This window comes from Streptomyces sp. WAC04114, assembly GCF_019733245.1.
Lineage (GTDB): Bacteria > Actinomycetota > Actinomycetes > Streptomycetales > Streptomycetaceae > Streptomyces > Streptomyces massasporeus_A.
In genome coordinates, this window is sequence record NZ_JAIGQA010000153.1 from 1 (window position 1) to 20,188 (window position 20,188).

The 20,188-nt window shown below is 69.7% G+C and carries 19 protein-coding genes; 8 read left to right on the forward strand and 11 right to left on the reverse strand.

Annotation, left to right across the window (positions count from 1 at the left end; genetic code table 11):
- Window positions 1-2,189 (reverse strand): transglycosylase domain-containing protein (locus K4G64_RS29915; RefSeq protein WP_221759081.1); only part of this gene is annotated, 2,189 nt, incomplete at its 3' end.
- A gap of 261 nt (window positions 2,190-2,450) precedes the next feature.
- On the opposite strand from K4G64_RS29915, the gene K4G64_RS29920 reads away from it, so the two are divergent.
- The 5 genes from K4G64_RS29920 (at window position 2,451) to K4G64_RS29940 (ending at window position 7,336) form a co-directional block, all read left to right on the forward strand.
- Window positions 2,451-3,386 (forward strand): SPFH domain-containing protein, encoded by a 936-nt coding sequence (locus K4G64_RS29920; protein ID WP_221759082.1) that lies wholly within the window; start codon window positions 2,451-2,453, stop codon window positions 3,384-3,386.
- Complete coding sequence (locus K4G64_RS29925; protein WP_221759083.1) at window positions 3,383-3,661, forward strand: hypothetical protein; 279 nt, start codon at window positions 3,383-3,385, stop codon at window positions 3,659-3,661. Before K4G64_RS29920 ends, K4G64_RS29925 begins: the two co-directional genes overlap by 4 nt.
- Before the next feature lie 128 nt (window positions 3,662-3,789).
- Entirely contained in the window at window positions 3,790-4,314 is a 525-nt protein-coding gene (locus K4G64_RS29930; RefSeq protein ID WP_221759084.1) for a PadR family transcriptional regulator, read from the forward strand.
- Entirely contained in the window at window positions 4,311-5,000 is a 690-nt protein-coding gene (locus tag K4G64_RS29935; protein ID WP_221759085.1) for an ABC transporter ATP-binding protein, read from the forward strand. The genes K4G64_RS29930 and K4G64_RS29935 overlap by 4 nt, the downstream gene beginning before the upstream one ends.
- Window positions 4,997-7,336: an ABC transporter permease gene (locus K4G64_RS29940; RefSeq protein ID WP_221759086.1), complete on the forward strand. Its 2,340-nt coding sequence runs from the start codon at window positions 4,997-4,999 to the stop codon at window positions 7,334-7,336. Before K4G64_RS29935 ends, K4G64_RS29940 begins: the two co-directional genes overlap by 4 nt.
- 48 nt (window positions 7,337-7,384) lie before the next feature.
- Here the strand turns inward: K4G64_RS29940 and K4G64_RS29945 are convergent, their stop codons facing one another.
- Window positions 7,385-8,335, reverse strand: coding sequence for a LysR substrate-binding domain-containing protein (locus tag K4G64_RS29945; protein ID WP_221759087.1), 951 nt, complete (start codon window positions 8,333-8,335; stop codon window positions 7,385-7,387).
- Between the two features lie 133 nt (window positions 8,336-8,468).
- Here K4G64_RS29945 and K4G64_RS29950 point away from each other — a divergent pair, with 133 nt between their 5' ends.
- Window positions 8,469-9,023 (forward strand): peroxiredoxin, encoded by a 555-nt coding sequence (locus tag K4G64_RS29950; RefSeq protein WP_030842656.1) that lies wholly within the window; start codon window positions 8,469-8,471, stop codon window positions 9,021-9,023.
- A gap of 6 nt (window positions 9,024-9,029) precedes the next feature.
- Window positions 9,030-9,563, forward strand: coding sequence for an alkyl hydroperoxide reductase (locus K4G64_RS29955; protein ID WP_221759088.1), 534 nt, complete (start codon window positions 9,030-9,032; stop codon window positions 9,561-9,563).
- Window positions 9,564-9,644: 81 nt separating this feature from the next.
- Here the strand turns inward: K4G64_RS29955 and K4G64_RS29960 are convergent, their stop codons facing one another.
- The 9 genes from K4G64_RS29960 to K4G64_RS30000 form a co-directional block, all read right to left on the reverse strand.
- Window positions 9,645-10,952, reverse strand: a complete 1,308-nt coding sequence (locus K4G64_RS29960) for an AI-2E family transporter (protein WP_221759089.1) — start codon at window positions 10,950-10,952, stop codon at window positions 9,645-9,647.
- A 136-nt stretch (window positions 10,953-11,088) separates the two neighbouring features.
- Window positions 11,089-11,784: a transglycosylase SLT domain-containing protein gene (locus K4G64_RS29965; RefSeq protein WP_308122527.1), complete on the reverse strand. Its 696-nt coding sequence runs from the start codon at window positions 11,782-11,784 to the stop codon at window positions 11,089-11,091.
- 419 nt (window positions 11,785-12,203) lie between these two features.
- On the reverse strand, window positions 12,204-13,529 hold the full coding sequence (locus K4G64_RS29970) for a PhoH family protein (RefSeq protein ID WP_184908897.1): 1,326 nt from the start codon (window positions 13,527-13,529) through the stop codon (window positions 12,204-12,206).
- Between the two features lie 344 nt (window positions 13,530-13,873).
- Window positions 13,874-14,647, reverse strand: a complete 774-nt coding sequence (locus tag K4G64_RS29975) for an isoprenyl transferase (RefSeq protein ID WP_031103025.1) — start codon at window positions 14,645-14,647, stop codon at window positions 13,874-13,876.
- Window positions 14,648-15,451: 804 nt separating this feature from the next.
- Complete coding sequence (locus K4G64_RS29980) at window positions 15,452-16,372, reverse strand: methyltransferase domain-containing protein (protein ID WP_221759091.1); 921 nt, start codon at window positions 16,370-16,372, stop codon at window positions 15,452-15,454.
- An 11-nt stretch (window positions 16,373-16,383) separates the two neighbouring features.
- Entirely contained in the window at window positions 16,384-16,845 is a 462-nt protein-coding gene (locus K4G64_RS29985) for a GNAT family N-acetyltransferase (protein WP_221759092.1), read from the reverse strand.
- Between the two features lie 35 nt (window positions 16,846-16,880).
- The gene (locus K4G64_RS29990) at window positions 16,881-17,765 is read right to left on the reverse strand and encodes an LLM class flavin-dependent oxidoreductase (RefSeq protein ID WP_221759093.1); all 885 of its coding nucleotides are present in this window, start codon (window positions 17,763-17,765) and stop codon (window positions 16,881-16,883) included.
- Window positions 17,766-17,873: 108 nt separating this feature from the next.
- Window positions 17,874-18,902, reverse strand: coding sequence for a hypothetical protein (locus K4G64_RS29995; RefSeq protein ID WP_221759094.1), 1,029 nt, complete (start codon window positions 18,900-18,902; stop codon window positions 17,874-17,876).
- Window positions 18,890-19,549, reverse strand: a complete 660-nt coding sequence (locus tag K4G64_RS30000) for a hypothetical protein (protein WP_221759095.1) — start codon at window positions 19,547-19,549, stop codon at window positions 18,890-18,892. The genes K4G64_RS29995 and K4G64_RS30000 overlap by 13 nt, the downstream gene beginning before the upstream one ends.
- Window positions 19,550-19,861: 312 nt before the next feature.
- On the opposite strand from K4G64_RS30000, the gene K4G64_RS30005 reads away from it, so the two are divergent.
- Window positions 19,862-20,188, forward strand: a 327-nt coding sequence (locus K4G64_RS30005) for a DUF192 domain-containing protein (RefSeq protein ID WP_221759096.1), incomplete at its 3' end; no start/stop codon positions are given.

The following is a 20,188-nucleotide window of genomic DNA, read 5'->3' on the forward strand; positions in this document are numbered from 1 at the left end:
CCGCCGGGTGACGGAGGCGGGGACGAGGAGGGCTTCTCCGTCGTCGGCGGCGGGGACGACGACGGCTCCTCCGTCGTGGGCTCCTGCGACGGCTCCTCGGTCGGCGACTGCGAGGGCGTCGGCGTCCAGGTCGGCTCGACGGCGGCGCCCTGCTGGGTCTCCAGGTCGAACTCGTCGACGTCGCCCATCACACCGAAGGTGTACGCCGACCAGATCTGCGCCGGGAACCCGCCGCCGTTGACGCGGGGCTCGCCGCCCGCCTTATACATCGGGACCTGGGCGTGGGTCTTGGCGTCCTCGCCGAACAGGCCGACCGAGGTGACCAGGCCGGGCGTGTAACCGGTGAACCAGGCCGACTTGTTGTTGTCGGACGTACCGGTCTTGCCCGCGACCTGCTGGCCGTTGCGGCCGGGGTTCTCGGCCACGGCCTTGCGGGCGGTGCCGTCGTCGACCACGCCGGTCAGCACCGAGGTGACCGAGTCGGCGGCCTCGCGGCTGATGACCTGGTCGCCGACCGGGTCGGGCATGGTGACGTTCTGGTTCAGGTGCTCCGCCGACTTCACGAGGGCCGGGGTGACCTTTTTGCCGTGGTTGTCGAGGGTCGCGTAGACACCGGCCATCTGCAGGGGGCTCGCGCCCATGCTGCCCAGGGTCTGCGCGGGCACGGCCTCCATGTTCTCGGTGTCCATGCCGAGCTTGCCGGCGACCTTGACCACCTCGGACATGCCGACGTCGACGCCCATCTGCGCGAAGACGGAGTTGACGGACTTGTTCATCGCCGTCTGGACGGAGATCGGGCCGTAGTTCTTGTCGTCCTCGTTCTCGGGGGCGAAGCCGACCTTGGTGCCGTCCTCCACGACCTGGCGCTTGCTGGTGCCGTCGTAGATCGTGTTCGCGGTGATCGGTTTGCCGCTCTGCGTCGTCGCCCGCGCCTCCAGGGCCGCGGCCAGGATGACCGGCTTGAAGGTGGAGGCGGGCTGGTAGTCGGCGCGGGTGGCGTTGTTCATGTAGTGCTTGAAGTAGTCCTCGCCGCCGTACATCGCGACCACCGCGCCGGTCTTCGGGTTCACGGACGCGGCACCGGCCTGGACGTCCGCGTCGACCTTGCGCTTGTCGGGGTCGAGCTTGCTGATCAGCTGCCGCCGGACGGACTTCTCCAGCGCCGCCTGCTTCTTCTTGTCGATGTTGAGCGTCAGGGTCCAGCCGCCGGCGTTGACCAGAGCCTCGGCCTGCTTGGCGCTGTCGGCGGTGCCGTCGGCGACGAGCTGCTTCTCCAGCGCCGAGTTGGCCGCGTTGACCAGGTAGCCCTTCTGGCCCTCCATGCCGGGGGCGGGCTTGGGCTCCTCGGGCACCGGGAACTTCGTCCCGGCCCGCTCGGAGGCGCTCAGCCAGCCCTCTTCGACCATGTTGTCCAGGACGTAGTTCCAGCGCGCCTTCACCAGCTTCTTGCCGTTCTCCGAGGCGACGGCCCAGTCGTACTGACTGGGGGCCTGGAGCAGCGCGGCGAGGTAGGCGCCCTGCGCGACGGTGAGCTTCTCGGCGTCCTTGCCGTAGTAGGCCTGGGCGGCGGCCTGGATGCCGTAGGCGTTGCGGCCGTAGTAGCTGGTGTTGATGTAGCCGGCGAGGATGTAGTCCTTGGACTTCTCCCGGTCCAGCTTCAGCGAGATGACCAGTTCCTTCAGCTTGCGCGAGACGGTCTGTTCCTGCGTCAGGTAATAGTTCTTGACGTACTGCTGGGTGATCGTCGAACCGCCCTGCGCGCCCCGGCCGGAGACCGTGTTGAACAGACCCCGGGCGGTGCCCTTGAAGTCGACGCCGGCGTCCTTGAAGAAGGTCTTGTTCTCGGCCGCGACGAACGTCATCCGCACCTCCTTCGGGACCCGGGACAGATCGACGTTCTCGCGGTTGACCTTGCCGTCGCGGGCCATGATCGAGCCGTCGCTGTACTTGTAGATGTTGCTCTGCCGCTTGGCGTCGGCGTTCCCCTCGGGGATGTCGATCACCATGTACAGCACGATGAAGGCGCCCATGCCCAGCAGGCACAGGCCGAGGAAGGTGCCCAGAATCTTCTTCCAGGTGAAGAGCCTGCGTATGCCGCTCTTCCCGGCCGCGGCCGACGAACGGTGGCTCTGGGGTGCCGCCCGGCGCCCACCGCGCTGTCGGGCGCGTCTCTCTTCCGCTCGTCCCATGAGTCCGATCTGCTCCGCTTCGTTCATGTGTGCTCACATGTCACACAGGTTCGCCGCTCAGGTCAGCTCAGAAAGCTAACACCGGGAGATAAGAGATAGGGCTGCCGATCCGGTCCTTTGCGGACGTGACAATCAGCACCCATCCCACCGGAACCGACGTACGAGACACCCGCAGGGTTGCCAGAGCACGGAAAAGTGATATCACTTAGCTAGACGGAAGCTATGCAGGAGTGGCTTCGACGGAAGAACGGGGGACCACCCATGTCCACACACGACACGCAGGTCACCGCCGATGTGCCCGAGATGCCGGCGCCACGGGTGCGGGAGTTCACCGCGCAGAGCATCGGCGGCGGGCTCGCGCTGCTGCTCGGACTGCTCGGGCTGCTGGCAGGCGCCGGGCTGATCGTGACCGCCACCTCGGTGGACGGGGCCGGCGCGAAGGCCGGGCTGATCATCGGCGGCATCCTGGTGGCCCTCGCGGCGTTCCTCGCGATGTGCGGGCTGAACATGGTGGCGCCGGGCGAGGCCCGCGTCGTCCAGCTCTTCGGCCGTTACCGCGGCACGATCCGCCAGGACGGCCTGCGCTGGGTGAATCCCTTCACCTCCCGCACGAAGATCTCGACCCGCGTCCGTAACCACGAGACCGCGGTCCTCAAGGTCAACGACGCCTACGGCAACCCGATCGAGCTCGCCGCGGTGGTGGTGTGGCGCGTCGAGGACACCGCCCAGGCCACCTTCGAGGTCGACGACTACATCGAGTTCGTCTCCACCCAGACCGAGGCGGCCGTGCGGCACATCGCCATCGAGTACCCCTACGACGCCCACGAGGAGGACGGCCTCTCGCTGCGCGGCAACGCCGAGGAGATCACCGAGAAGCTCGCCGTCGAACTGCACGCGCGCGTGGAGGCGGCCGGGGTGCAGATCATCGAGTCCCGCTTCACGCACCTCGCCTACGCCCCCGAGATCGCCTCGGCGATGCTCCAGCGGCAGCAGGCCGGAGCGGTGGTCGCGGCGCGTCGGCAGATCGTGGACGGCGCGGTGGGCATGGTGGAGGCCGCGATCGCCCGGATCACCGAGCGGGACATCGTGGAGCTGGACTCCGAGCGGAAGGCGGCCATGGTCTCCAACCTGATGGTGGTGCTGTGCGGTGACCGGGCCGCGCAGCCGGTCCTCAACACCGGGTCCCTCTACCAGTGACGGTCCCCGGCGAAGGTCCGGGCCCGCAGCGCCGGCCGCAGCAGCAGCGCAAGCAGGTGCTGCTGCGGCTGGACCCGGCGGTGTACGAGGCGCTCGCGCGGTGGGCCGGGGACGAACTGCGGTCGGCCAACGCGCAGATCGAGTTCCTGCTGCGCAAGGCGCTGGCGGAGGCGGGGCGCCTGCCGCGGGACACGGGGCCGCTGCCCCGGCGCGGGCGACCCCCCGGACCTGCCGGGCCCACCGGAGGTTCCGCCCCCGGTCCGCCCCCGGCCTGACCGCACGGGCGCCACGGCTGTTGCGGAACCGTGACAACCCGTCCCGACCTGCGCGGCCGTACCGCCCGCCATGAGCTGCACACCCGGCGTATACACTTAGCGTATACACCCCATGTACAGTCCTGGGCATGTCCATCGGTCACACTCTCCTGGGGCTCCTGGAGTCCGGCCCGCGCCACGGTTACGACCTGAAGCGGGCCTTCGACGAGAAGTTCGGTCACGACCGGCCCCTCCACTACGGCCAGGTCTACTCGACGATGTCCCGGCTGCTGAAGCACGGGCTCGTCGAAGTCGACGGCATCGAGGCGGGCGGCGGTCCCGAGCGCAAGCGGTACGCGATCACCGAGGCCGGCATCACCGATGTCGCGCGCTGGCTCGCCACGCCCGAGAAGCCGGAGCCGTACCTCCAGTCGACCCTCTACACCAAGATCGTCCTCGCGCTGCTCACCCACCGCGACGCCGGTGACATCCTCGACACCCAGCGCTCGGAGCACCTGCGCAGCATGCGGATCCTCACCGACCGCAAGCGCAAGGGCGACCTGGCCGACCAGCTCATCTGCGACCACGCGCTGTTCCACCTGGAGGCGGACCTGCGCTGGCTGGAGCTGACCGCGGCGCGTCTGGAGAAGCTCCGTGAGGCGGTGACCCGGTGACGATTCCCGCTGGTTCGCTCCTCACCGCCCAGGACCTGCGCAAGGCCTACGGGCCGACGACCGCGCTCGACGGGGCCGAGTTCTCCATCCACCCGGGCGAGGTCGTCGCCGTGATGGGCCCGTCCGGGTCGGGCAAGTCGACGCTGCTGCACTGCCTCGCCGGGATCGTCATGCCCGACTCGGGCTCGATCATGTACAACGGGCGCGAGGTGACCTCGATGAGCGACGCCGAGCGCAGTGCGCTGAGGCGCTCGGAGTTCGGGTTCGTGTTCCAGTTCGGTCAGCTCGTACCGGAACTGACCTGTGTGGAGAACGTCGCGCTGCCGCTGCGGCTGAACGGGTCGTCCCGCAAGGAGGCCGAGCGGGCCGCGCTGGCGTGGATGGAACGGCTGGAGGTCGACGACCTCCGCAAGAAGCGGCCCGGCGAGGTGTCCGGTGGTCAGGGGCAGCGGGTCGCGGTCGCGCGGTCGCTGGTGACCAACCCGCGGGTCGTCTTCGCCGACGAGCCGACCGGGGCGCTCGACTCCTTCAACGGCGAGCGGGTGATGGAGCTGCTGACGGACGCCGCCCGGTCCGCCAACGCGGCCGTGGTGCTCGTCACGCACGAGGCGCGGGTGGCCGCGTACTCCGATCGCGAGATCGTCGTACGGGACGGCAAGTCCCGTGACATGGAGCGCGTCGTATGAGCATCGGGCAGTGGAGCCGGGACCTCGCCATGGGGGCCCGGTTCGCCCTCGCCGGCGGGCGCGAGGGGTGGACACGGTCGCTGCTCACGGCCGTCGGTGTCGGGCTCGGGGTGGCGCTGCTGCTGCTCACCACCGCCATCCCGAACGCGTTGGCGGAGCGGGACCGGCGCGAGGAGGCGCGCAGCGACCACACGTTCGGCCAGCAGGAGATACCGAAGGCCGACGACACGCTGTTGGTCGTGGACGCGGACACCACATTCCGGGACCTGGACGTGCGCGGCAGGCTGCTGGAGCCGGAGGGCCCGCGGGCTCCGCTGCCGCCGGGGGTCGCACAGTTCCCGGCGGCGGGCGAGATGATCGTCTCCCCCGCCCTGAAGGAGCTGCTCGCCTCCGACGACGGCAAACTGCTGCGGGAGCGGCTGGACTACCGCATCGCCGGCACCATCGGCGAGCAGGGACTGGTCGGCTCGCAGGAACTCGCCTACTTCGCGGGCGGCAAGGGGCTGGCGAAGGTGTTGGAGGGCCCCGCGAGCGGCGCCCGGATCGACGGCTTCGGCAACGACGACCTCGCATCGTCCGACCCCTGGGACCCGGTGCTGCTCCTGCTGGTCCTGGTCGTCTTCGTGGTGCTGCTGATGCCGGTCGCCGTGTTCATCGCCGCGGCCGTGCGGTTCGGCGGCGAGCGGCGTGACCGCAGGCTGGCGGCACTGCGACTGGTCGGCTCCGACAGCCGGATGACCCGGCGGATCGCCGCCGGTGAGGCCCTCGCCGGCTCGGTGCTGGGGCTCGTCCTGGGCACCGGGTTCTTCCTGCTCGGACGCGAACTGGCGGCCTCCGCCGAGGTGTTCCACGTCAGCGTGTTCCCGAGCTATCTGAACCCCTCCCCGGTGCTGGCCGTCCTGGTCGCGCTGGCGGTCCCGGCGGCGGCGGTCCTGGTGACGATCCTCGCCCTGCGCGGGGTGGTCATCGAGCCCCTCGGCGTGGTGCGCACGGCCAAGCCCTCGCGGCGCCGGCTGTGGTGGCGGCTGCTGCTGCCGCTGGGCGGCGTCGCGCTGCTCTACCCGATGATCGGGCAGGGCGACGAGGGCGGGAACTTCAACCAGTACCTCGTCGTCGGCGGCGTGATGCTCCTGCTGGTCGGGGTCACAGCGCTGCTCCCCTGGGTGGTGGAGACGGTCGTGGGCCGGCTCGGCTCGGGCGGGGTCGCCTGGCAACTGGCCGTCCGCCGACTCCAGTTGAGCAGCGGCGCGGCGGCCCGGATGGTCAACGGCATCGCGGTGGCGGTGGCCGGGGCGATCGCGCTGCAGATGCTGTTCGCCGGGGTGGACGGCACCTACACGAGTGCGTCGCAGTACGACGTCTCCCGGGCCCAGATGAGCGTGGACGTGCCGGACGGCGCCGACGCCTCGGCCGTCATCGGGAAGTACCGGGACACCGAGGGCGTGCGCAAGGTCACCGCCCTGTCGGACGTCTATCTCCGCGACCGGCGCGGCGAGGACTCCTACGCCCAGGTCACCCTGGCCGACTGCGCGTCGCTGCGCGAGGTGGCCATGCTCCCCTCCTGCCGCGACGGGGACGTCTTCGCGGCCAAGGGCTCGGAGTACGACAGCGACAGCGACCACCTGGCCAAGCCCGGCACGATCCTGTGGAGCGAACCGGACGGCGAGACTGCCCGCCCGGACGAGCGCCCGGTCTCCTGGACCGTGCCGCAGGACATCCGCCCGGTCCAGACCCGCGAGGACCCCACCGGGTACGAGCGCGGCGGCATCCTGGTCACGCCCGGCGCGCTGCCCGAGAAGCTGGCGGCGGTCACGTCCGCGCGGCTCTTCCTGAGCCTGGACCTCTCGGCGCCGGACGCCTACGACCAGGTGCGCAACACGGCCGCGCGGCTCGACCCCGCGGTTCAGCCCATGACCTGGCACAGCATCGAGAGCAACGACCGCTACGCCGCCATCCGTACGGGTCTGTCCGTCGGCTCCGCCTGCGTGCTGGCGCTGATCGGGGCGAGCCTGCTCGTCTCGCAGCTGGAGCAGCTGCGCGAACGCCGCAAGCTGCTGTCGTCCCTGGTCGCCTTCGGCACCAGGCGCCGCACCCTCGGCCTGTCGGTGCTGTGGCAGACGGCGATCCCCATCGGTCTCGGCCTGCTGCTCGCCGCGACGGTGGGCATCGCCCTGGGCGCGGTCCTGCTGCGGATGACCAACACCGCGGTCCGGGTGGACTGGCCGAGTGTGCTGTCGATGACCGGCATCGGCGCCGGTGTCGTCCTGGTGGTGACGCTGCTGAGCCTGCCTCCGCTGCTGAGGCTGATGCGGCCCGACGGGCTGCGCACCGAGTAGCGGCGGTACGCAAGCCGCAGCGTCGGTACGCACCGCCCGTACGGGTCGTCAGGTGTCCTGCTCCAGGACCCGTACGGGCAGCGGGCGCAGCGCCTGCCGCAGGGCGGCCGCCAGTTCCTCGTACTCCGCGGCGCGCGCGGCCCCCATCCGCATCGCCAGTGCGATCCGGCGGGTGGGAGCCGGGTCGGCGAAGTACCCGGTGAGGAGCTGGTTGCTGCGGGAGATCTCGACCTTCAGGGCGGTGCGCGGCAGCAGGGTGACGCCGAGCCCGCCCGCGACGAGCTGCACCAGTGTGGACAGGCCCGCGGCGGTCGTAGTGACGGGCACATCGTCCCGGCCGGCTTCCCGGCAGATGTCGAGGGCCTGGTCGCGCAGGCAGTGGCCCTCGTCCAGCAGCAGCAGGTTCAGCTCGCGCAGCGCCTGGCGCGGAATGCCCTCCCGCCCGCCGAGCCCGTGGTCCAGCGGCGTGACCAGCACGAAGTCCTCGTCGAACAAAGGCAGTTCGCTGACACCCGGGACACCCAGGGGTACGGCGAGCAGCAGCAGGTCGAGCCGGCCGCCGGCGAGGCCGTCGAGGAGGCTGGCGGTCTGCTCCTCGTGCACCTGGAGGTCGAGGTGCGGATACCGCTCGTGGACGAGCCGCAGGACCGTCGGCAGCAGATAGGGCGCGACCGTCGGGATCACGCCGAGCCGCAGCGCCCCGGTGAAGGGCGCCCGGACCGCCTCGGCCTCCTCCATGAGCGCCTCCACCTCCCCGAGAACCGCCTTGGCGCGTACGGCGATCCGCTCACCCTCGGGTGAGAGCAGCACCTTGCGCGTCGTACGCTCGAGCAGCGTCACTCCGAGTGTCTCCTCCAGGGCCGACACCGCGCCCGAGAGGGCGGGCTGGCTCATGCCGATCGCCGCTGCCGCGTCCCGGAAATGAAGGTGTTCGGCCACCGCGGCGAACGCCCGGAGCTGGGCCAGGCTGGGCTGCCTGCGCTTATTACCGACAGTCACTGATAACTACCTCCGATCAACCCGACCGAGTGTAGCTATTTCCGTAATCAATCCAGCCTGTGCCAACATCAACACAGTCCAACCCATGGGAAACCCCCGCGATCCGGGAGTTTCTTCGCTGCAAGGAGTGTGTGTGCTCACCGTCGGTGACAAGTTCCCCGAGTTCGACCTGACCGCCTGCGTCTCGCTGGAGAAGGGCAAGGAGTTCCAGCAGATCGACCACAAGACCTACGAGGGTCAGTGGAAGGTCATCTTCGCGTGGCCCAAGGACTTCACCTTCGTGTGCCCGACCGAGATCGCCGCCTTCGGCAAGCTGAACGAGGAGTTCGCGGACCGCGACGCGCAGGTCCTCGGTTTCTCCGGTGACTCCGAGTTCGTCCACCACGCCTGGCGCAAGGACCACGACGACCTGCGCGACCTGCCGTTCCCGATGATGGCGGACTCCAAGCACGAGCTGATGCGCGACCTCGGCATCGAGGGCGAGGACGGCTTCGCCAAGCGCGCGGTGTTCATCGTGGACCAGAACAACGAGATCCAGTTCTCCATGGTGACCGCGGGCTCGGTCGGCCGTAACCCGAAGGAGGTCCTCCGGGTCCTGGACGCGCTCCAGACGGACGAGCTCTGCCCCTGCAACTGGTCGAAGGGCGACGAGACCCTCGACCCCGTCGCGCTGCTCTCCGGGGAGTGATCTGACATGTCGCTGGACTCCCTGAAGTCCGCCATACCGGACTACGCCAAGGACCTGAAGCTCAACCTGGGCTCGGTCATCGGCAACTCCGACCTGCCGGCCCAGCAGCTGTGGGGCACGGTCCTGTCGACGGCCATCGCCTCGCGCTCCCCGATCGTGCTGCGCGAGCTGGAGCCGGAGGCCAAGGCGAACCTGTCGCCCGAGGCGTACACGGCCGCCAAGGCCGCCGCCGCGGTGATGGCGATGAACAACGTCTTCTACCGCACCCGTCACCTGCTGTCGGACCACGAGTACGGCACCCTGCGCGCGGGCCTGCGGATGAACGTCATCGGCAACCCGGGCGTCGACAAGGTCGACTTCGAGCTGTGGTCCTTCGCCGTCTCGGCCATCAACGGCTGCGGCATGTGCCTGGACTCCCACGAGCAGGTCCTGCGCAAGGCGGGCCTCGACCGCGAGGTCGTCCAGGAAGCCTTCAAGATCGCCTCCGTGATCCAGGCGGTCGGCGTCACGCTGGACGCCGAGGCGGTCCTGGCCGAATAATCCCCGGCCGCACGCCTCGCATCGCAGGGCCCCGCCCACCTGACCGGTGGACGGGGCCCTGCTGTCGTTCCTGACGCCCGGCTACTGGGGCGGCGTCTGCGGGCCGGGTTCCGCGCTCACCGCCGTGGCTCCGCGCGGCCGCACCGCATGCCGTAGTGCCGATTTCTGCGAGTACGACCGCAGATACCCGGCGACCGTGTTCGTCACCGCCACCAGCGGCACGGCGACCACCGCACCACCGATCCCGGCCACCATCGCGCCCGCCGCGACCGACAGCACCACCGCCAGCGGATGGACCCGAACGGCACGCCCCAGGATGAACGGCTGCAGGATGTGCCCCTCGATCTGCTGCACCGCCAGCACCACGACCAGCGTCATGACGGCCGTGAACACCCCCTGGGTGACCAGCGCGACGACCACCGCCAGCGCCCCGGACACCACCGCACCCACCAGCGGGATGAACGCGAACAGGAAGACGAACACCGCCAGCGGCACGGCCATCGGCACATCGAGGAAGTAGATGCCGAGACCGATGAAGATCGCGTCGATCAGTGCGACGATCACCGTGCCCCGCACGTACCCGGTCAGCGTCCGCCACGCCGCCGGACCGGCCCCGGCCACTCCCGGCCGCGCCGCCGCGGGGACCAGCCTCAGCGTCCACTCCCAGATCCGCTTGCCGTCGTAGAGCAGGAACAGGGTGCAGAAGACCGACAGCAGGATCCCGGTGAGCGCCTCGACGACGACGGTCACGCCTTCCAGGCCCGCCGAGGTGATCTGGTCGGTGTTCGCCCCGACCGCTTCACGCAGGTTCTTGGCGATCTCGTTGATCTGCTTGTCTGTGACGTGGAACGGGCTGTTCAGCAGCCAGTTCCGCAACTCGTCGATGCCGTCCTGGATCTGGGTGGAGAGGTCGTCGATGTTCTCCATGACCTGCCAGGTCACGAACCAGCCGATGAGGCCGATGACGACGAAGCCGAGGACGGCCGTCAGGGCGGTCGCCGGCCCGCGCGGCACGCCGTGGCGCCGCAGTCGCGCCACCGTCGGCTGCAGCATCGCCGTGATGAGCAGCGCGATGACGAACGAGAGCACCACGAGCTGGACGGCGCTGATGACGCGCATCAACACCCACAGGGTGCCCGCGAGGACGAGGAGCCGCCAGCCCGCCTCGGCGGCGACCCGCACAGCCCACGGCACGGCAAGGGCGGGATCGGGGCGGGCGGCGACATCGGGTGCGTAGTCCGGGGGCGGCGGCACGAGTTCCTCGGTGAGCACCGGGGAGTCCGGTTCGTCCCGCTCCCGTTCGGCCTCGGCGCGGCGTTCGTTGTACCGCTCGCTCATCTCGGTCAGCCCGGCACCGAGCCGGCCGAGCCACCCTGGCACTCGCGACATGATCCGTCCTCTTCCCCCGTCTTGGCGCACCACTCCCCCGGGGAGTCGTCCGTCCGACCGTACATGGCGCGAGCCCCGCACCGGACTGCGGTGCGGGGCTCGTGCGAAGGGCGGGATCGGCCGTGGGCCGGTCGGCTCAGTACCAGTTGTTGGCCTGCCAGAACGACCAGGCCTCACAGGGGCTGCCGTAGCGGTCGTTCATGTAGTTCAGGCCCCACTTGATCTGGGTGGCCGGGTTGGTCTGCCAGTCGGCGCCGGCGGACGACATCTTGGAACCGGGCAGCGCCTGGAACATGCCGTAGGCACCGGAGGAGGGGTTGACCGCCTTGTAGTTCCAGTCGGACTCGTGGTCCACGATGTTGCTGAAGCACTGGAACTGACCGGCCGGCACCATCTGCCGTGCCATCGCCTGGAGCTGGGCGATGCTGTAGGAGGTCGCGACGGGGAAGTCGGAGATGTCCTTGGAGCGGCTGGCGGCGGCTTCCTTGACCTCCGCGCGCTCCTTGGCCGCTGCCTCGGCAGCCTTCTTCGCGGCTTCCTTCTTGGCGATGGCCGTCTCGGCGGCGGCCTTGCGGGCGGCCTCCTCGGCGTCCTTCTTCGCGCTCGCGTCCGCCTGGATGGCCTGTGCGTCGGCCTGCTGCGTCAGCGACGCGGTCTGTACCTGGGCCTGCTGGCCCGCGGGGATGTCCGCGAGCAGCGTGGCGCCGGTTGCCGTCGCTTCCGCGTCGTTGTTCTGCGCGGTGCTGCCCGAGGCAACGCCGACGACGCTTCCGACAGCGGTGACCGCCGTGGCCGAAGCCACTGCGAATCCCCGGACCGAGATCCGGCTCACACGGTTTCCTTCCAGCATCGCCCGCTTCGGTGACCCTCGCGGACGCAATCGTGCCCCTGGCACTGGCCTCCCCAACTGCGGGGTCACGGGAGGCGCGGGCCCGGTGGGCAACTCCCCCGAGGGGAGCGCCGTGTACAGCTCGGGCGGCATACGACATCGCTATGCAGTTGATGCTGATGCTTTTGTGGTGCCGTACCGCTGGGGGTACAGGTGTGTCGTATGCGGGGCCTGACAGGAGTGAGACTCTGCCGTAACCGGACGGGGCAAGGCAATTCTGAGTTGCGTGTGAAAGCTCACATCCCGTTTGACGCGGGAGATTCACAGAAGCGCCCACATGCGAAGGCGCCGCCCGGCTAGGCTTTTCGCCTTTTCCGGACGGCGCCAACTATCGGATAACCGAACTGACTTGGCGCAGTCGGTCAGATCTGCCCGTCTTCGAGCATTTCGGTCACAAGAGCGGCGATCTGGGACCTCTCGGACCGCGTCAGGGTCACGTGCGCGAAGAGCGGATGACCCTTCAGTTTCTCGACGACGGCGACGACACCGTCGTACCGGCCGACCCTGAGGTTGTCCCGCTGGGCCACGTCATGGGTGAGAACCACCCGTGAATTGGCCCCGATCCGGGACAGAACGGTAAGAAGTACGTTCCTTTCCAGCGACTGGGCCTCGTCCACGATCACGAACGCGTCGTGCAGCGAGCGGCCGCGGATGTGGGTGAGCGGCAGGACCTCCAGCATCCCGCGCGCGGTGACCTCCTCGATGACCTCACGGCTGGTGACCGCCGACAGCGTGTCGAACACGGCCTGCGCCCAGGGGCTCATCTTCTCGGCCTCGGAGCCCGGCAGATAGCCCAGCTCCTGCCCGCCGACCGCGTACAGCGGACGGAAGACCATCACCTTCTGGTGCTGACGGCGCTCCAGCACCGCCTCCAGGCCCGCGCACAGCGCCAGCGCCGACTTGCCGGTACCGGCCCGGCCGCCCATCGACACGATCCCGACATCCGGGTCGAGCAGCAGGTCGAGCGCGATCCGCTGCTCGGCGCTGCGGCCCTTGATGCCGAACACCTCACGATCCCCGCGCACGACACGGATGTTGCCGTCCGGGGTGACCCGGCCGAGTGCCTTGCCGCGCTCCGACTGGATCATCAGGCCCGTGTGCACCGGCAGGCCGGCGGCCTCGGGGACGTGGACGTGCCCTTCCTCGAAGAGGATGTCCACCTGCTCGCCGGGCAGGGTCAGCTCGGACATTCCGGTCCAGCCGGAGGAGTCCGTGATGGCGAGCTCCGCGCGGTACTCCTCGGCGAGGAGTCCGACGGAGGACGCCTTGATCCTGAGCGGGAGGTCCTTGGACACGACGGTGACGTCGAACCCCTCGGCCTGCAGATTGCGGGCGACCGCGAGGATGCGGGAGTCGTTGTCCCCCAGGCGGTACCCGCTGGGCAGCACGCTGGGGTCCGAGTGGTTGAGCTCGACACGGACGGTCCCGCCCAGATCCCCGATCGGGATGGGGGCGTCGAGGCGACCGTGCCGGACGCGGAACTCGTCGAGCAGGCGCAGGGCCTGCCGGGCGAAGTAGCCGAGTTCGGGATGGTGCCGCTTGGCCTCCAGTTCCGTGACCACGACGATGGGGAGCACGACCTCGTGCTCGTCGAAGCGGTTCAGGGCGTTCGGGTCGGCCAGCAGGACGCTGGTGTCGAGAACATAGGTGCGCCGGTCGGGCTTGTGGCGCTTTGTGCTGGTCACCACGGAAGGACGTACCCCCTCGGATGAGGTCGGGGAGCGACGGTATGGAGCTGGACCGGTCGTCGGCCGCCCTGCGCGGGCCGAGAACCGGCCCTCCGCCTCTTCGTCCGTGCTGTGACCGCACGATCGGGCTGGTGCAAAGGGCCTCCCGGGCGGACGGCCCCGTGCCGTCCGCTGAGATCCGACACCCGTGGTTCGGGCGTCGACCTGTCTGGGTTATGCCCTCGAACGAGCGTCGCCATGCCACGGCATATGACGGCGAGCCGGTGAACTTCCGTGTTACGCCCGTCTTCAACGGGGTATCGGGAGGTGTTGCGACGTGGGACGTTCTGTGTCCCCCTGGGCGGTCAGCCGCCGTAGCGCCGGTGGCGGGCCGCGTAGTCGCGCATGGCACGCAGGAAGTCGACCTTGCGGAACGCCGGCCAGAACACGTCACAGAAGTAGTACTCGGAGTGCGCGGTCTGCCAGAGCATGAATCCGGACAGCCGCTGCTCGCCGCTGGTGCGGATCACCAGGTCGGGGTCGGGCTGGTGACTCGTGTAGAGGTGACGCCCGATCATGTCGGTGTCGACGGCCTCGGCGAGCGCCTCCATCGAGGTGCCCTTCTCCTGGGCGTCGAGCAGCATCGACCGCACGGCGTCGGCGATCTCCTGCCGTCCGCCGTAGCCGATGGCGACGTTGACCACTATCCCGTCGACGTGCGCCGTGGTCTCCTCGGCCTCCTTGAGGACCGTCTGCATCGCGGAGGGCAGCAGGTCGGGCGTGCCGACGTGGTGCACGCGCCAGCGGCCGTCGGCGGCCAGGGTGCGGACGACGTCCTCGATGATGCCGAGCAGGGGGACGAGCTCTTCCTGCGGCCGGTCGAAGTTGTCCGTGGACAACAGCCAGAGCGTGACGACCTCGACGTCGGTCTCGGTGCACCAGCCGAGGAACTCCTCGATCTTCCCGGCCCCGGCCCGGTGACCGTCGACGGTGCTGGAACCGGCGGCCTTCGCCCAGCGCCGGTTGCCGTCCATGATGACGCCGATGTGCTTGGGCACCTGAGCGTGGTCCAGGTGACCTTCCACCCGGCGTGCGTACAGCCTGACCAGCAGGCCGCGCAGCTTGTCGCGCAGGTTCACGTGATTGTCAGCCCCTCCGTACGGATCGGACAGGCCGCGGCGTGCGGCCCGGTCTTGGCCGCGGGCGGTCCCTGCCCGTATGGCAGTCCCCGGGGGCGAAGCCTACCCCCGCCGCGGCCCCGGGCCGCCAAGAGGGGCGGAACGATCGGTTCCGGCCGGTGGTTCGAGCCGCCCGGCGGAGCAAGAAAAACGGGCCGGTCCGTGGGGGGGAGACGGACCGGCCCGAGGGGGGGGTTTCCACCATAACCCTTCGTAAGTGATGCTGCGCGCATCGGCGTGCCACAACTACTCTCCGGAGCCGTCCGGCAACGCGGCGATGCCCACGGAAGCCCTCGTTCAGGGCTCGCTTCTGGCCGGAACACTGCGCATATGCTGGGGAATCGGGCGGCTGGAGGCGGGATCCGGGGGATTTGCCGCACCTTGAGGCCCAGTCGGGTGACATGTCACGGCATCCCCCCGACGGGTGACCCGGCCGCGCACGCCCGCTTGACCGTCACCAGCCGGGCGCGGAGTCCGATTCGCCGCTTTGCCGACTCGACATCGCCGGTGCGCCGGCTCGGCCGGAGGCCATGGCACCGCGCAGCCCCCTCCACTGCGCGGTACCGCCCGCGCAGCTTTGCTCACGCGAATTACCCTGGTCCGAACCTACGTGAGCGGCGACGCGGAGGCGAGCGGTGAGCGATAACGATGTGAAAACCCTCGTCGGAAGATGCGCAAGTGCAGTGAGTGAAAGCAGTGACGCACGAGCGGCCTGGGCCGTCCCGGGACATACGTCGGCATATAGGCCGGGATCGGTCTGCGGTGTCAGTCCGGCTTGCGATGCCGGTCCGGCTTGCGATGCTGGTCCGGGCTGCGGCGTCGGTCCGGCTTGCGTGCCTCGATGAGGTGGCGGGTGCTGTGGGCGACGAAGGGGCCCTCGGTGCGGATGCGCTCGTGCAGCTCTCGCAGCCGCTGTTCGTAGGCCTCGACGGTGAAGCCGGGGACCATCCAGACCACCTTGCGCAGGAAGTGCACGACCGCGCCAATGTCATGGAACTCCACGCGCAGCCGCTCCGCCCGCAGATCGACGACGTCGAGCCCGGCGGCCTCGGCGTCGGCACGCTCACGGTCGGGATGGCGGGCGCCGCGCACGCCGTCCGGCTGGGGCCCGAGAAAGTACTCGACGAGTTCGAAGACGCTGGCCGGGCCGACGTGCTGGGCGAAGTACGTCCCGCCGGGCTGGAGGACGCGGGCGATCTCGTCCCAGTGCGGGCGGACGGGATGACGGCTGACGACCAGGTCGAAGGCACCGTCGGCAAAGGGCAGCGGGTCGTCCTCGGCGGCGGCGACGACGGCGACGCCGCGCGGACGGAGCAGGGCGGTGGCCTTGGCGACGTTGGGAGGCCAGCCTTCGGTGGCGATCGTGACGAGGGGCGGCTTCGGGGCGGGGGGCGTGGCGGCTTGGCCCGCGGCTGTGTCGGCGGCCCTGGCGAGGGCGAAGTCCAGCACCTCTCCTCCCCCGGTCTGCACGTCGAGCACCGCGCTCGCCCGGCCGAGCCGCTCGGACATGGACACGGCGTATCCCCAGGAGGGACGTGCTTCGGTCGCCCGCCCTTCGAACCAGGAGAAGTCCCAGCCCTCTGTGGGGACGGAGGCTCCTTCGGCGAGGAGGTCTTCGAAGGTGACGGGGTGTGAGCGATGCTGGGGGTGCGGGGGGTTGTGGTGGTGGTGCGGGGCGTGCGTCACCGGGGTGCTCCTTACGCGAGGACGAGCATGACGTGTTCGTTGTCGCCGTGCCGGACGGTGCCCGTCCGCTGGAAACCGTGCTTCTCGAGGAGGCGTACGGAGCCGGTGTTGTCGATGACGGGGTCCGCGTGCAGGGGCCGGTTCTGCTCCCGCTCCAGGAAGAGGGAGAGGGCACGGCTGCCGATGCCGCGACCCCAGTACGGGCGACCGAGCCAGTATCCGAGGAAGCGGCGGTCCGCGTCCCACCAGGCGACGATGCTGCCGGCGACTTCACCGCCGACGGTCACGGCCTGCACGAAGACGGTGTCGTCCCCGAGGACGTTGGTCTTCCAGTGCCGCAGGAACGCCTCGCGCGGCCGAGGGGTGAACCTCGACCGCCGAACGGCTTCCGGATCGTGCTCGTACGCAAGGAGGAGCTCGAGGTCCGCTTCCACCACGTCTCGCAGGCGCACGTCCGCGTCGTCATCGCTCATGCCGGAAGTGTGGCAGCGCCCACTGACAACGGGCCTCAGGGAACGAGCGGACGCACCTCTTCCGCCGCGAACCGCACGAACCCCTCCGGGTCGGGTTCGTCCGCCGTCGGTTGCAGGACGACGCTGTCGGCCCCGGCCTCGACCAGCCGCTCGACGGCCTTGGCCACCGCCCCGGCGTCTCCGGCGACCCCGAGGTCCGGTACGGACTCCGCCCCCTCGGCGACGAGCTCCGCGTGCAGCCGGGCGGCGGCGTCGGGCCCGGTGGCGGTCAGCAGGTAGACCACGACGGGGTGGTGCCCGGCGCCGGCTCCACGGCCGGCTGCCGCCCGCCCCTCCTCGACGAGCTGCCGCGCCTTGCGCACGCCCTCGGCGTTGGTGGCGGCGGTCAGGATGGTGCCGTCGGCGGCCTCGCCGGTGAGGCGCAGCGACCGCGGCCCGGTGGCCCCGGCCAGCACGCCACTGGGCGGGCCGTCCGGCGGCCAGTCGAGAGCGACGTCGTCGAGCTTGACGTACCGCCCGTCGACCGTGACCCGCTCGCCGGCCAGCAGGGCCCGCAGCGCGAGGAGATGCTCCCGCAGCAGGGTGACGGGCGACTCGACGCGGGCGCCGACCTGCCCCATCCAGTCCTGCACGCCGTGACCCACACCGAGGATCGCCCGCCCGGGGAACATCCGGTGCAGCGAGGCGGCCTCCATGGCGGTGATGGCCACGTTCCGCAGGGGCACGGGCAACAGCCCGACCCCGACCCGCACCCGCTCGGTCCACGCGAGGGCAGCGGCGGCGGTGGAGATACCGCCCTCTCTGAAACAGTCCTCCCAGAGCCAGAGCTCATCGAGCCCGGCGTCATCGGCGAGGCGGGCCACGGATCGGAGTCGTTCGGGGGCGAGTTGGGGGCGGAAGACTGCGCCTAGGGGGGTCATGCCCCTCTTCCTACCCGGGCCGGGGCGCGGCCGACACGCGATGCGCACCGGCCGGGGGGCCAGCCCCCTCACGAGGGGCTGTCCCGCCCGGCCGCATACGATGCTCGCTCAGCGGTTGACGGCCTGGATCTCCTGGACGACCACGTCCTGGGTGGCGCCGAACGTGCCGTCGGGGAGGTCGCCGCCGGTGCCGCCGGTGCCGGTCCAGGTGATCTCCCAGGTGACGGTGGCCTGGAGTGGGTAGGTGCCGTCTCCTGAGGAGCGCAGGTACTTCACTCCGCAGGGTGGCGTGCGGTCCGCCTTGCCCTTGGCGTAGGGCTCGCCGATGCGGCCGTCGTTGATCGCGCACACGCCTGAGTCCGGGTAGGTAACGGCGTCCTTCGTGCCCGGCTCGATGCGGAGCGTCTTGGGTGTCGCGGTCGCCGTGGCACTGATGCCGATCACGGGTACGGACGCGGTGACGGAGACCGGCTTGAAGTCGGCGGCGTCCAGCCAGGCCCAGGTCGGCAGGTTGACCTTGGTCTGTGCGGCGGGTGCCAGGGTGACTTCCGTGCTGGGGACGCGGATTTCCGCGTAGGCGAGTTCGGACAGGATCTTGGGCGTGACTGCGTTCTTGATGTTCGCCGGCGGCGGGTCGCCCTGATCCACCCAGAAGATGGGCTTCTCGCAGGAGTCCCAGCCCGGGGGGAAGTCCTTGTTGACGAAGGAGTCCCAGAAGTAGCCCTTGCCGGTCTTGTCCTTGTTGAAGTCCTTGTAGGGCTGTCCGTTGACGTACCGGTCCCGCTGTTCGGCGTCCCACTCGTAGCCCGTCGAACCGGCCTCCCAGGTCGGCTCGAGGTACTTCTTCAACTGGTCCGGGGTGTACTTCGGGGCGTACCAGCAGGGGGGCGGGGACCAGGACGTGGTCGACGTGAGCGCGCCGGCGGAGTTGCCGCTGCCGTTCTTCGAACGGTCGAAGACGACGCCGCCCACGGTGACGGAGACGGTGCCGTCTTTGCCTGCGTCGGCGCTCTGCCGGCTGTCCCCGTTGTTCCCGTACTTGTCGCGCTTGGCGAAAGCCGTCTGGGCAGCGAAGACAGAGCAGCACACCAGAGTCAGGACCGTTATGACTCTCGCCGAGTTTCTTACGGCTGGCACGCCTTGTTCCCCCTGTCCGAGCCGATGTTGGACGTCTGCCAGACTCCATCGGCGTTCTTGGTGAGGCTGGTGTTGTACAGCACGTAGGAGTCCGCATCCGCCGGCGACCTGTCGACCTTCTTGGTCTTCCGGTTCTTGATGTAGGACTTGCTCTCATCGGAGCAGTAGGTGACGTAGGCCTTCTTCTGGCCGGTGAGGTTCACCTTGTAGTTGAAGTAGCGCGTCTCCCCGATCCAAGTGTCGCCGCCGTCGATGTACCGCTGGGCGTATGAGACCGAGGATTCCAGCGCCTTGCCCACGTTGTAGAAGCCGAGGGCCTTGGTGTCGGTGTTCCCCTTGAGGATCGCCTCGTCCACGGAGTTGACACTGAGCGTGCTGTCCTTGAGAACCGCGTCCTTGGCGGCGTCGCCGGTCTTCTCGTACTCGAAGACGTTCTTGGCGTCGGACGGGAAGGTGATCGCCGGTCGGCCGGCGGGTGCTGCTTCGCTCTCACTCGGCGAGGGCGACGCCTTGTCGCCGTTGTCGGCTCCCGCGATCTTGTCGTTGTCCTTGCCCGCGGAGCTGTCGTCGCTCCCGCACGCGGACAGCGTCAGGGCCGCAGCGGCGGTCAGCGTGAGCGCTGCGAGGAGGGTGGGACGGCGGTTCACGGTTCGGCTCCCGGTCAGAGGCGAGGCTTCTCTTGAGCGAACCAAAGCTATACAGCGGGGTGGGACCGCACCAGGGTGAAGCTTGTCAACCGGCGGGGCGTATGGGGAGGAATTGGCGTTTCGTCGCCCGGTTCACGCCGTAACGGTTGCATAACGCACGCTCGGCGAACGCCAACAGCGGTGCCGTGTACGGCGTTTCAGTCAGGAACCAGCAAAGGGCCTGGGTCTGTGGGCCCATGTGAGGGCTGATGTCTGCGGATACCTTCGGGGGCGGAGAGCCGCTGGCATGCGGCACGGTCGGAGGGGGCCCGGATGGGGCGGCGTTGGCGGGACGGGCGTGGGGAGCTGGTCGTGCACGGGGATGATGGGGAGGCGTCCGTCCGGGTGCCGCTGGAGATCGCCACCTCCTACCGGGCCCGGACCAGGGGGCTGTTGGGGCGGGACTCCCTCGATGGGGCGATCCTGCTCTCCCCCGCCAACAGCGTGCACACCTTTCGGATGCGCATGGCGATCGACGTCGCCTATCTCGATCGGCACCTTCGCGTCGTCGCCGTCCGCACCATGCGGCCCGGCCGGCTGGGGCTGCCTCGGCTGCGGGCCCGGCATGTGCTGGAGGCGGAGGCCGGGGCGATGGGTGGG